This is a genomic window from Shewanella sp. K8, assembly GCF_028823715.1.
GTDB lineage: Bacteria > Pseudomonadota > Gammaproteobacteria > Enterobacterales > Shewanellaceae > Shewanella > Shewanella algae.
Map to the genome: position 1 here is coordinate 1 of NZ_JAPEHY010000058.1, position 12,345 is coordinate 12,345.

The window sequence follows — 12,345 nt, forward strand, 5'->3', positions numbered from 1 at the left end:
ACAATAACTCTCCAACCGTTTTCATTTCCAGTCCACGCTAATCTGCGATGAACCTAAAAAAAGCGACCCATTTGGGTCGCTGTCAGAGTTCAATCTAAACTCTGGATGGTGCGCTAGAAACCATCTTGAAGGGAGGATAATGATGAAACACTCGGTTCACTAATTCTGACTGCCGATTTTTCCGCGAGTTCCCGCACCAAGCAAAATAATTCAGTTTTATTTGCTTCACGCCTATCTGTAGATCCCCAAAAAGTCTGTCACATTATGATTTTACAGTGAGTTTGACTCAGTCTTTTCATTTTCTTGAATGGCAATATTGGCATTAACTATTTATCTATCCGAATGAGTTGAGCTGTAGGATAAAAAAATGGCAACCCAAGGGGCTGCCATACAAGGTCGTACAAAACTGATTCGTACAAAACTAAGTCGTGCAAAGAATGAAAACCCGCTGCGCTAGCGTCGGGCCCCCATCCAAGGGAGGTGATGATGAAACAAACACTTGAAAAAGGTTCAGTTATTCAGAGTCGGCTTTGACGAAAAAGTTTCCCTGGAAGAGAAATTTTTTTGCTGACCTTGGTTTGCAATGAAAAACCGGGGATAAAAAAATGGCAACCCAAGGGGCTGCCATACAAATTCGTACAAAACTAAGTCATGCAAAGAATGAAAACCCGCTGCGCTAGCGTCGGGCTCCCATCCAAGGGAGGTGATGATGAAACACTTGAAAAAGGTTCAGTTATTCAGAGTCGGCTTTGACGAAAAAGTTTCCCTGGTGGATAAATTTTTTATCTGCGACATGCCAAGCATGATTAAAGGGAAGTCCCCAAACAGCATGAAAATAGAGAATAAAAATGGCAGTCCAAAGGACTGCCTAAAAAATGCAGGGGACAAAGATCTTGTGCGCTAGCTCCAGTATCTCAGTCCAAAGGGAGATGATGATGAAACCGTTAAAATCGCTTCACTTATTCAGAGCCATTCGGAGAGAAAAAGTTCAGCCATAAAGAGATTTTTCTTGGGGAGCCGGCAGGCATAAAAAAAGGCAGCCATTAAGGACTGCCTTATGATCTATCGAAGATCAATGGGGCCGCGCTAGAAGCCCCTTAGGGAGAATGATGAACATGAAAAAGTAAATTCACTGCTCACTATGTTGGAGTCTTTAGTGATGTTTTGGTTCCCCCTGAATGGCGAAAAATAATCATGTTTTTTTAATTGGTTTATTTTTCAATTAATTATTTATCTTGTAACAGCTGGAGAATCTGTTCACGCAGAGCCTCGGGTTTGGTTGTGGGAGCATAGCGCTTGATGACTTTGCCATGGCGATCGACCAGAAACTTGGTGAAATTCCATTTAATCCCTTCCGAACCCAACACGCCAGGGGCCTGTTGCTTGAGCAGTTTAAACAAGGGATGAGCATTGGGGCCATTGACTTCCAGCTTGGCAAACAGTGGGAAGCTGACACCAAAATTCAATTCGCAGAAGGACTGGATCTCCTGCTCATTGCCCTTTTCCTGAGCACCAAACTGGTTACAGGGAAAGCCGAGTACAACCAGGCCTTGGTCTTTGAATTCCTGATACAGGCTTTCCAATCCGGCATACTGAGGAGTAAAGCCACAGGCACTGGCGGTATTGACCAGTAACATGACCCGGCCTTGAAATTCGCTGAGATCCGTTTGTTGTCCTTGGATATTCTCCAGTGGGATAGCGTATATTGAGTTAGACATAGTGGCTCCTTGGTTGAGTCTTTACTATATATCACAAGTTTCATTGTCAGTAATTTATTTGTGTGCAATTTAAATTGTTGGTCCAAGCGCATACCAACAAGAAGAAAGAGAGGAGAGTTGAGTGACACAAACAGCAGCCGAGCCGGAGCTTCAACCTCAAGCAGAAGTGGGGCAGGTGGTACAGCAGTTAACGCTATTGGAGGGCGAGGCTCAGGCCGAGATCTTTGGTGAGATCCTTGAAGAGGCCGAACCTGGCACTATAGCCTTATTGCTGGAGTCCTTGCCGCTGGATGAACGCTATGAGCGCTGGAATCAGATAGCCTTTGCCGAGCGCTCGGCTGTGCTCAGCTTGATGCGCGCCGAACCCAGGATGAGCCTTCTTAGGCAGATGTCTGTGGAAGAGGTGGATCTGTTGCTGGCGCAGCTGTCAGCTGAAGAGATGATCGAGTGGAGCGATTATCTGCCCGACAGCTTTATCGACCGCGCTTTGGCGCAAATGGGTGAGCGGCAACGCAAGCGCTACGAGCTTTATGATCAATACTCGGAAAATGAAATAGGCCGTTACACAGAACATCAGGCCTTGGTGCTCAGTAACAAAAGCCGGGTGGAACAGGCGCAGCGTTTTTTCCGCCGCATTGACTTGGATTGCTGCGAAAATCTCTATCTGGTGGATGAGGATAATCATTACCAGGGGACCGTCAGTCGCTATGAGATTTTTCGCCAGGATCCACAAACCCAGCTTATTTCGCTTATTGAACCGGACAGCCGGGTATTGTCGGCCGATTCATCCTTGATAGAGGCGGCCGAAGCGATAGAGCATAGCTCAGACATTGAACTGCCGGTGGTCGATGAAGAAGGCACCTTAATCGGCCGCTTGACGCTGCGAACGGCAACCGCCTTGGTGCGAGAACACTATGAAGCGCGTTTGATGGCTTCGGCCGGTATGGATGAATCCGATGACCTGTTTGCGCCTATCGTCAAGGGCGCGCGTCGCCGTGCCATTTGGCTCGGGATCAATCTGCTGACGGCATTTTTGGCCTCTGCCACCATAGGTTTGTTCGAGGATGTATTGGCAAAAGTAGTGGCGCTGGCGGTATTGATGCCGATAGTGGCCTCTATGGGTGGTATTGCCGGCTCGCAATCATTGACCCTGATGATCCGCGGCATGGCGATGGGACAGATTTCCATAGGCAACCTGTTTTCCTTGATGAAGAACGAACTCGGGATAGGGGCACTCAACGGCATTCTCTGGGCCATACTCATAGGTTTGGTGGCCGGGCTCTGGTTTGACGATAACCTGATTGGTATGACGATAGCCGTGGCAATTTTGGTCAATATGCTGGTTGCGGCCTTGGCCGGGGTGGCAGTACCCATGATATTACAGAAATTCAATCAGGATGCTGCGCTTTCAGGCTCAGTGATCCTGACCACGGTCACGGATGTTGTCGGCTTCTTCACCTTCCTTGGATTGGCAACCTTACTGTATCTATAGTCGTTAGCTTTTTTATGGCGCAGCATTGACCACTTCTGCAAAGTGGGCTCAATAGAAGACAGTCAAAAGAAAAGGGAGCACAGGCTCCCTTTCACAAAAGGTTTTGAAAGCTACTGGGCAACAATTGCGTTGAAATCTTGCACAGTGTCGGTTTGGTTGCTCAGGGTGACCTGATGCAACTGAGGGGCAGGGTTGGGAATGATAAGACCATCATATTGCTCTGGATCGTCATTTTCCGCGCTGCAGCTGAAGGCTACTGTATAATCCCCGGCGGGAATAAAGCCAAAGGCGTATTTGCCGAAGTTACCCACTTCATACTCTACTTCGACCGAGTTGTAAGGCACTACGGCACCTTCTGGTACGGCATTCTGATTGACATCCGGATCCAGGTTGTCGGTCAGCAGTGTTGGGTCCAGATCGTGGCCGGGATAGAGGTAGACAAAGTTACCGCTATCGGCAGCACATTCACCGGCGTTGAACAGGTTGATATCCACTTGGCCGGACAATGAAGCCACAGTCGCGTTGTCGACTATAGTCACGCCATGAGGCTTGAGGTTGTAACGCTGGCCATTTTGGTTCTCCACCAGACTACGGCGCAGGTCAAACTCTATGGTAAAACGCTGAACGCCGGCGCTGCCAACCTCAAAGCTGCCCAAACGCAGTTTATTACTGGGTTGTTTGAGTGGCACTTGACCGGTTTCGTCGATCACATAGCTGAGATCTGAACCGACCGATTCATCCAATACATGCAGGATGAGTTCTGAATAAGTGCCTACTTCCAACTCGGCATCGCTGAGGATGAGGGCGCTGTCGCTGCCTTGATATTCCAGCAGATCCAGTTGGCGGTAGTCCTCGCCATTGGCGCCGGAGACCTCGAGGATGATGTTATCCTGTCCTGCTCTTACCAGCTCAATTTTGTCAAATGCCACTACCACTTTTTCGGCGCTGTCGACCGGGGCATCAGACACGGCAAAGCTGACTTTGGCGGTATCAGGCGTCGGTGTCGGCGGGGTGTCATTGTCACTACCACCACAGGCCGCCAGTAATAGGCCTGAACCGCAAAGCAGTGCAATAGTCGAGATACGATTTTTCATCTTGGTTCCTCTTGTTGTTCCCGGAGCGTGACAGCTACCCGATTACCGGGGGTTACTCAGAGAATTATGTTTGTTGTCTGCCACAAACTCCCTCAATGGGGCTAACATACTAACCAATTGCGGCTTTTACCTGTAGCCATACGTTAATCTGGTTAAGCCGAGGTTAAGTTTTATGGGGGGGGCCTTCAATAGCTCACATATCCGCCAAGTATAGTCACCAAAGGAGTATCTATGCCTAATTCAGCCCAGGAAATCACGGTTTCCCTGGCCCAAAGTCCAGATCTGATTGCTGCTGCTTGCGCTTTAGTGGACAGCCGCGATGATAATGCTCACCCCTTGGATCATCAGGCCTTTATGGCCTCTCGTGCCGTGATAGTGGCGCAAAACGGGACCGGGGAGCTGGTGGGCTGTGCTGTGATTAAGGCCGGGCGAGGAGATATCGCCGAGCTTGGGTATTTAATGGTGCATCCTGAGTACAGACGGCGGGGGATTGCGGCGGCCTTGACGCGAAAGCGGATCCAAATCGCCCGGGAAATGGGGATTCGGCTATTGTTTGCTACAGTTAGAGAAGAGAATCGTGCCAGTCGTGACAACTTGCTCAAGTCCGGGATGCAGTTTTGGGGTAATTATCTGAGTATCAGGGGCACAGGCAATACCGTGGGTTGGTACTTTTTAGTGTTGGATGACCAAGTGGATGTCACTGCAGAAATGCTCAAGTTGGTAGGGGATAGGGTCAGAATCGACTGAATTTACACTTTTTTGTCATCAGCTCGTGGCAAACTTGCGTTTCCTGACAGAATTTTGTCACGAATGCCGTGAGCCAGATTGCAAAATGCCATTAGCCGAAATAGAGTTAAATCACCAACAATAAAAATAGATTCAGTGCCTTGGGCGTTTTTGTGCTCAGGGATAAGGATACGGCCATGGTCTTGGACGGAAATCGATTTGCCGACAGACAAACGTTCGCCCTTCAATATGGATAAACACCCAGGTTACCTTTTCAGGCTACTGCTTGCGTTTGTTCTGCTCCAGTTCAGTGTTGGTGCCTGGGCCGCTCAGGTGCTCGACAACAGCTACATTCTGAAGGCTGAGCCACAACAGCTGGCTCCGACCTCATTCGAGGGGGTACCTGCCTGGATCCGAGCTCAACAGGAAACCAGCCTGAGTTTGAGTGGTGGCAGTTACTGGATGGTGAACCCTTTGCGGGTGGCCAGTCGTGAACAGACTTGGGTCATAGACGTACGCAACTCCATCATAGAATCCATCGACCTTCTGCTGCTTGGGCAGGATGGCAGCATGCAACAAGCCCACTCTGGCTATGATGCCGACTATCAGTATCTGTTTGATTACGGCAGGCGGTTCACCATCAAGCCGGGGATAGATTATTGGTTGGTGGTCAAGGTCGAGAGCCGTTACTACTCATCGGCACCCGAGATCCGCCTGGCACCGGAAAGGGAACACAGACTCAGTGCCGACAGGCATGCCACAGCCGTGGTGCTATGCCTCGGGGGCTTGATTTTTATCGCCTGCTATAACCTGTTCATCTTCTTTACCACCCGTGACAAGGCGTTTTTTTGGTACGGTCTTTATGTGCTGGCCTACTTCTGCGGCTGGGCCTTGACCTTCCACTTGCCGGTGCACCTGTTTCAGTTCCGTCAACTCGAGCTGCACCACCTGTTCTTTATCAGTCTGCCAATATTGAACATCTTGTTCTATAACAATTTTTTGCAGCTTTCTCTCTATTCGCCCAAACTTTGGCGCCTCAGTCGCATCTTGCTGTGGGCCTGTGTGCTGGCTCTGCCTACCAGTATCTGGCTCTTGTCCTACACGGCGATTATTGCTTCCGTACTTATCATGCTCTGGATTGGACTGGCGATAGTTTGCGGTAATGTCTGTCTGATGAAAGGCTTCTCGCCGGCACGCTATTTCATCATGGCTTTCAGCTGTTTGCTATTGCCGGCAATCATCATATTGCCCGGTAACATGGGTATCACCCCGGACTTCTTTGAGTATGCCGAGCTGGCGACTCTGCTGGGCGGCACTGCCGATGCTCTGCTGCTGTCCTTGGCGTTGGCAAGCAAGCTCAAACTCTTGTCGGAAGAGCGCCAGGAGTATATCCGCAAGTTGGGCATCGCTTGGGAGCGAGCCCGCAGTGATAGCCTCACAGGTCTTGCCAACCGCTTGGCCTATGATGAGAGTCTGGCGGATACTTGCCTGAGTAGTGGCATGCCCAAGCCGGGATATATGTTGGTATTGCTGGATATTGAGGGGCTGAAACGGGTCAATGACACCCTGGGGCATGGGGAAGGGGACAGATTGCTGCTGGCGATAGCCGAAGAGCTAAAGAGCTGGTCTGTGGCCAAGTTAAAGCCTTTTCGTATCGGTGGCGATGACTTTGCTTTGCTGTTGCCGGAAGCCGAGGCGCAGCAACTGCAGAACTTACTGCCGAGGCTGGAGCAGCGTATTGCCAGTGAAGGTTTTGCCGAGCTCTGTGTCAATCATGGCTCTGCCACCAGTACAGATAAAGAAAAGATCCAGGATTGGGTCCGCGCCGCCGACAAAGACTTGTATCAGTGCAAGAGTCTGCGTCGCCGTGAGCTGCACGCCAGACAACTTGCAGCAGCCGAAGGCCTGCCCCGCTAAACTCACGGGGCTAATTTCGGGACTAATTCCTGGGCTAAGTCAGGAGCAAGTCCAAAGCCGAGTCAACAGGCTAAATCTCGCCTGGATGCCTATCAGAAGTCTTCCTCACCCTTGATATGGCGCGGATAGCCACAGATAGCCTTGGAGGTGTGCATACCCGCCATGGTTGCGGCTTCGACGCAGCCCACATTCAGCCCTGTTTTTATCCAATCGCCGGTGACATAGAGGTTATCCAGCCCAGTACCGTCTGTGGTGATGCGAAAACGCGAGCTATCTTTCACCGACAACACATACCGCTCGGACGGGTCGACATTGGCACGCCAGTATTGGCTGTCAAAGCGCTGTTGTCCTTGACGTTCCTCCGGGTCGTGCAGCCAATCCCAGACAAAGCCATTTTTGGCTTCCGGCCAGAGATTGCCTATTTGATGCTCGAGTTGCCCCAGAGCCCCGGACTTGGCCACGGCATTCATTTGCTGGTTAAAGTCACTCTGCTCTCTGGGTGGATATTCGGCAACCGGCAGCGCCGAGCAGAAGTAACTGGCATTTTTGACGCTGCCTATCGGCCAGCTTTCTTTGTCAATCAATTGATCCATACTGGCCCAGGTGTCATAGGGCTCGCTGAAGGCCGACAGCACAGGCTCTTCGCCGGAAGTCGGAAAAAGTTGCCAGCCAAGGCCGTTGAGATCTGTGTTGAGCCACAACTGATAGGCCTGGGTCGCCACGGTTTGCACCTTGGCCACAGCTTGAGATAGCGCCGGACTTTGGGTCATCACCTCTTTAGCCACATGAGGAACGGCTCCTATGGATAGACCGAAGATCACCTTGTCAAAATCAATCCCCTTACGCAGCTGTTTCACCGGCAGAACGTGGCCGGTTTCTTGCTGGTACAGCTGCGGCCAATCACTCCAGAAGTGTTCCAGGTTGACCCGGTTTTCGGCAATTAATCTGGCTTGAGTTTCATCCAGTTGTGATAGCAGAGGCTCGCTTGGCCAGCAGCCGAGTCCTTTGACATCCACCAGCGGCTGATACTCGCTGAGTCCGGGTTTGAGGCTGGCCTGCTCCATTATCTCTATGCTGCTGACGGATTGCCCTTGACAATGCAGCTGTTGTACCTGATGGAAGAAGTGAAAATTCACTCCGCGGCGTTTCAACACTTCATAGTAGGGGGTGAATACTGTGTCGCCCATGCCGGCCTGCATTTTCCACATCACGCCCCCTTGGTAGCAGAGGGCAATTCGCAGCATGGAGCGGATTATGGTGCCGGCTTCCACATTGGGGCGGGAGAAATCGCCCTGCTCGTAGGCAAACACCAGATCGTAGAAGCCCCTGACCGGTGCTGAATCGACAGTGTAGCGCTCGCTGGCGCCATGGCGACGCAGCCATTCGCGGTAGTCATAGCCGTTGATAACATCGAATCCGCCCTTGAATACCCCATCGACAAACATCCCCTTGAGTATGGTCAAACCAAGGTCGGCACCTATGTAGAGGCGCCTGAGCTCGTCATTGCCACTCAAGTGATCGCCAAAGCGGCGGTTGAGACGCCGATGCAGTATATCGACGGCACTCTCGATTAGGCCATCGTCCTCGACAGTGTCGTGGTTGTGATCGTCACACTCCTGGCCTATCAGCTGGTTGAAGCGGCACTCCAGCTTGTCCCCCAGGGTTTCCAGGCTATCTTTGGCGTCATCCAGCGCCTCTTCGATGCGATCGTTCAGGCGTTCAAACCAGTCGCGGGAGAACCAGTCTCTGGGGCTATCCTTGGCCACGGCCTCATCGACTTCATCCATCTGTTTTAACCATTGACGGATCCAGTAGAAGGCCGCCTTGACCAATTTCCACAGCGTCAGGGTTTCTGTACTGTCGCCGGGGATACCCGGCATGGGCGGGAACTCTATGGGCCAGCTCAGGCTGCGACCCTCTATCTGCTCCTGCAGCACAATGAAGTTATGGGGCTTGAAGGCTTCGACAAAGCTGGCCAGCGGCGCGTCATCCGCTCGCCCCAGTTCTTCATAGGCTTTGCGCATCAGAGCGGCGGCATTTTGGTAGAAACCAAACCAAATATGCAGCCCATGCTCTTCGATACGATTCCCCATGGCGGCATTGCGCCCGGAGGCTCCCTTGCCACCAATGCGCCAGCCCTGTTGATAGATATCTATCTGGTACCGGTTTTGCCAGCCGGGTTGTTCGGTCAGACACATGGCTGCGGTAATGGCGGCAACGCCTCCACCGAGAATGGCAATTTTCTCTTTTTTGACCACAGAGTTGTCCACCAACACTTCGCCCGGCGGTACCTCAAAGTCAAAGTTCACATGGTAGGGCAGCAGCACCTGCTGCTCGCCGAGTTGTACCCCCAGGGTGTCGGCCAGCGGGAAGCTGTCGTTGGCAAAGACGGTGGCCACCAGGGAGTTATCCAGCAGCGACAGATGATGCACCTTGTTGACTCTGGCCGGCGCCTGCAGCAGCGCCTGATATACCGCCTTGGTACCGGAAGCGTCGGGGAACTGCTTCAGGAAAACTTGCTCCACCGCCGGTTTGAACAGCAGTTCGAATACCTGCTCGGCTCCAAGAGCATCCAGATCGGGAATAAAGTCGCTTTGGGCCTGAATAAAGTCCCAGGTTTGGCCTATGGCTTCCAGTGGAGAGAGGGCATTCTCCTGCTGCGGCCTACACTTAACCTGGAGCAGTGGTGCCATTGCCAGTTCGGCATCCGGGGAAAATTTTTGAAAACTCTTGGCCGACAACGACAGTTCGGTCAGCGGCTCATCTACGCCAGGCATCCGGTATTCGCAGGCGTATTTGGGATAACCAAACAGCTCGCGGCCATTGATCAATGCCATCGCATCATTGACCCAGATATGCAGCGGCTGAAACAGAATTTCGCTGATTTCGCCGGAATCCGCACCGGCCTGTTTGCCCACCATCACCCAGGTGATGATATCGGTTTCCTGAATCCAACCCTTGTTGCGATCCACCTCGACACTGGAATAAGCCTTGGCGATTTGAGTGAAAGTTGTCAGTACATAAGGAGACAACACCTTGAAATGCATCTTGTTGTTGGCGACCCGGTTCAGGGTTTGATCGACACTCTGTTGTAAATTGGCAAGCTTGCCCTTGAGGAAAAAGCCGTACATATCGGCCTGGGTTAACACCAGAGGAGAGTGCATAAGCACTGAGCCGGGAGGGTAGATAAAGTCGGGGCGTTGTTCGTTCATGGCGACCATCCTTGTGTACTGACGTTTGCCAGATTTATCTGGCTGAATTAACTGAATAAACCTAGCGTATATTCAGGCATCTTACAATTGCAGTCCTGTTGCCTGTGGTTTGCTCTTTGTGGGAACCTTGAACCAAGCCCGCTTGAGCGAAAGGGGACGTCGCCGCTATGCTTGCGTTCCGGGCATGAGCCGGAAGATTGTGTCAAGGCAAGGAGATAAGGGAAAGCGATGCGGCATTTATTGAGACACTACAGTGAAAGCGACGCCACAGGGTGCCATAGCCACGATATCGGTCAGCTTATCTATCTGTATCATGGCGCGGTTTTGCTGGAGAGTGGCCAAGCCGAGTCCTTGCTGCTCAGCGGTCAACTCCTGTACCTGCCGCCCGGGTGCGAGCATGCTCATAGATTGCTGAAACATACACGCTGCAGTTTATTCTATTTGCGGCCCGAGGTATTGCCGCAGCATTGGCAGTCTCATGGATTGCATCAAGGACCTGCGCCCATGAGCGTCAGTCCACTGTGGTCGGCGCTGCTGCAAAGACTGGAAACTGTCACTGAAGACAAGGAGGCCGCCTATCTTGAAGTGCTGCAGGATAATCTGTGTCAGCTTCAGCCTCAAGGCCGGCTCGAGCCGCTTTACCAGAGTCTGGACCCCAGGCTATTGCCAGTTATCGAAACCATGCAGCGTTCACCCAATCTTAAGCTGCGTCTAGAGGATTTTTCCAAGCACTGCGGCGCTTCCGAGCGGACGCTGAATCGCTTGTTCCGTGTGTGCCTGGGGGAGAGCTTTAAGGACTGGCGCCGTCGTAGCCTTATGCTCGAAGCCCAGCGCCGACTGCGGCAAGGGCAGCCGATGACACAGGTGGCTTTGGAGCTTGGCTATCAGAATCTCAGTGCGTTTTCGGCGGCTTATCACAATTTCTTCCGGCGCCAGTCATATCCTCAGTAGCTCTGCGCCAGCCGCTTGGCGCTATCATCGCCGCTTAACACACAACTCATCTCGTCAGTGCGGATAATACGTTCGGCCTCGAATTGAAACAGGGCCAATACTCTGATGCTGAATCGGCTGCCATCGGCTTTCTCTCCCGCCACTCTATGACAGGAAAACACCTTTTGCTGCTGACAAATGAGCTGCTCAAAGCCGATTTCGCTAATTTTTACCAGGCTTCTGAGCCAGTGAATGTGAGCACAAAAGGCCCGGTAATCCAGCTCCTTACCATCTACCCACTGACGATATTCCGGATGAAAGTCCTGCGTTAATGCCAGTTGCCAATCGGCGCGGGTCAGCACTCGGCCCAATATCTGTTGCACTCTGCCGGCTAACAATTTCTCTTTGGGATCCAGCTTCATTTTCGGCTCCTTGTTGGTCTATCCCGGGGGATGTCCCGGTTAAGCTTTTCTGTTAAGCAACACCATGGTGCCGCATCAGGCTGGGTGCTGCTTTGGTATTGGCGCCAACTTGTGTGGTTTTCACGCCATAATGTGCTGGCGATGTCCAAGGAATATGGTGCTTGGTGAAGATGACAATGCCGGTGCCAGTGCCTTAATCGTTTCAAGGCAACCGGACTCTCGGCAACTGGAGCTCGGCAACTGGACAGTCACCTTAAGTTGGCGCTAATTTGAGCACTATGAAGAGAGTCTTTTTAGCCACAAGCGCGAGCATGAGCATAAACATACGCACCGCCAGGTTAAGCGATATCCCCGCCATGATGTCACTGAGGTTGAATGTGAGCGAAAATCGCCTGCAGGATCCCGGGCGGATCACTCATGCCTGTTATCTCGGTTACCTGAGCGGCCGGCGGCGAAGCTGGGTTGCCGAGACTGACACACAACTGCTTGGCTTTACCTGTGCCGACCGTGATGATGCCAGAATTTGGGCGCTTTTTATCGCTCAAGAGGCGGAAGGAAAGGGCATAGGTAAGGCTCTGTTACAGCAAGCTGTTGACTGGCTCCACGCCGGTGGCTGCAGCAAGCTGCAACTCAGTACCGAGCCGGGTACCCGCGCCGAAGGCTTCTATCGCCATCTCGGCTGGCAATCCTTGGGGCTTACTGAAGATGGCGAGCTGCATCTGCAGCTTATCCCCCAGAGTCATCAGCCTTGCGGCTAACTACTGTGGACTTTCGTCTGTGCTAAGGAAGGTGCGAACAAGTCCCATGTGTGCTCTGCGTCGGCTTACAGGCCTG

General features: G+C 52.1%; 10 protein-coding genes. 6 read left to right on the top strand and 4 right to left on the bottom strand.

Annotation, left to right across the window (positions count from 1 at the left end; genetic code table 11):
- The first annotated feature begins 709 nt into the window (after positions 1-709).
- Positions 710-904 carry a hypothetical protein gene (locus tag ON072_RS20350; RefSeq protein WP_025887223.1) on the top strand — a complete coding sequence of 65 codons (195 nt, stop codon included), beginning with the start codon at positions 710-712 and terminating at the stop codon, positions 902-904.
- Positions 905-1,226: 322 nt separating this feature from the next.
- Here the strand turns inward: ON072_RS20350 and ON072_RS20355 are convergent, their stop codons facing one another.
- The gene (locus ON072_RS20355) at positions 1,227-1,718 is read right to left on the bottom strand and encodes a glutathione peroxidase (protein ID WP_028779821.1); all 492 of its coding nucleotides are present in this window, start codon (positions 1,716-1,718) and stop codon (positions 1,227-1,229) included.
- 121 nt (positions 1,719-1,839) lie between these two features.
- Here ON072_RS20355 and ON072_RS20360 point away from each other — a divergent pair, with 121 nt between their 5' ends.
- Entirely contained in the window at positions 1,840-3,210 is a 1,371-nt protein-coding gene (locus ON072_RS20360; protein WP_071238247.1) for a magnesium transporter, read from the top strand.
- Positions 3,211-3,320: 110 nt separating this feature from the next.
- Here the strand turns inward: ON072_RS20360 and ON072_RS20365 are convergent, their stop codons facing one another.
- Positions 3,321-4,304: a DUF4382 domain-containing protein gene (locus ON072_RS20365; protein WP_096142620.1), complete on the bottom strand. Its 984-nt coding sequence runs from the start codon at positions 4,302-4,304 to the stop codon at positions 3,321-3,323.
- A 231-nt stretch (positions 4,305-4,535) separates the two neighbouring features.
- Between ON072_RS20365 and ON072_RS20370 the strand changes: the two genes are divergently transcribed.
- Entirely contained in the window at positions 4,536-5,051 is a 516-nt protein-coding gene (locus ON072_RS20370; protein WP_261753220.1) for a GNAT family N-acetyltransferase, read from the top strand.
- Positions 5,052-5,279: 228 nt separating this feature from the next.
- Positions 5,280-6,947, top strand: a complete 1,668-nt coding sequence (locus tag ON072_RS20375; RefSeq protein ID WP_117200879.1) for a GGDEF domain-containing protein — start codon at positions 5,280-5,282, stop codon at positions 6,945-6,947.
- Between the two features lie 92 nt (positions 6,948-7,039).
- Here ON072_RS20375 and ON072_RS20380 read toward each other — a convergent pair whose 3' ends face one another.
- On the bottom strand, positions 7,040-10,159 hold the full coding sequence (locus tag ON072_RS20380) for an NAD(P)-binding protein (protein ID WP_274626162.1): 3,120 nt from the start codon (positions 10,157-10,159) through the stop codon (positions 7,040-7,042).
- Between the two features lie 228 nt (positions 10,160-10,387).
- Here ON072_RS20380 and ON072_RS20385 point away from each other — a divergent pair, with 228 nt between their 5' ends.
- Positions 10,388-11,110: a helix-turn-helix domain-containing protein gene (locus ON072_RS20385; RefSeq protein WP_261753222.1), complete on the top strand. Its 723-nt coding sequence runs from the start codon at positions 10,388-10,390 to the stop codon at positions 11,108-11,110.
- Here ON072_RS20385 and ON072_RS20390 read toward each other — a convergent pair.
- Positions 11,104-11,511, bottom strand: a complete 408-nt coding sequence (locus tag ON072_RS20390; protein WP_144161911.1) for a hypothetical protein — start codon at positions 11,509-11,511, stop codon at positions 11,104-11,106. The two genes, ON072_RS20385 and ON072_RS20390, sit on opposite strands and share 7 nt — an antisense overlap.
- Positions 11,512-11,822: 311 nt before the next feature.
- On the opposite strand from ON072_RS20390, the gene ON072_RS20395 reads away from it, so the two are divergent.
- Positions 11,823-12,269, top strand: coding sequence for a GNAT family N-acetyltransferase (locus ON072_RS20395; RefSeq protein ID WP_037466951.1), 447 nt, complete (start codon positions 11,823-11,825; stop codon positions 12,267-12,269).
- Positions 12,270-12,345: the final 76 nt, after the last annotated feature.

Coding starts and splice junctions, on each gene's coding strand:
- ON072_RS20350 (WP_025887223.1), top strand. CDS start 710: ATGAAACACTTGAAAAAGGTTCAGTTATTCAGAGTCGGCTTTGACGAA.
- ON072_RS20355 (WP_028779821.1), bottom strand. CDS start 1,718: ATGTCTAACTCAATATACGCTATCCCACTGGAGAATATCCAAGGACAA.
- ON072_RS20365 (WP_096142620.1), bottom strand. CDS start 4,304: ATGAAAAATCGTATCTCGACTATTGCACTGCTTTGCGGTTCAGGCCTA.
- ON072_RS20370 (WP_261753220.1), top strand. CDS start 4,536: ATGCCTAATTCAGCCCAGGAAATCACGGTTTCCCTGGCCCAAAGTCCA.
- ON072_RS20375 (WP_117200879.1), top strand. CDS start 5,280: ATGGATAAACACCCAGGTTACCTTTTCAGGCTACTGCTTGCGTTTGTT.
- ON072_RS20380 (WP_274626162.1), bottom strand. CDS start 10,159: ATGAACGAACAACGCCCCGACTTTATCTACCCTCCCGGCTCAGTGCTT.
- ON072_RS20385 (WP_261753222.1), top strand. CDS start 10,388: ATGCGGCATTTATTGAGACACTACAGTGAAAGCGACGCCACAGGGTGC.
- ON072_RS20390 (WP_144161911.1), bottom strand. CDS start 11,511: ATGAAGCTGGATCCCAAAGAGAAATTGTTAGCCGGCAGAGTGCAACAG.
- ON072_RS20395 (WP_037466951.1), top strand. CDS start 11,823: ATGAGCATAAACATACGCACCGCCAGGTTAAGCGATATCCCCGCCATG.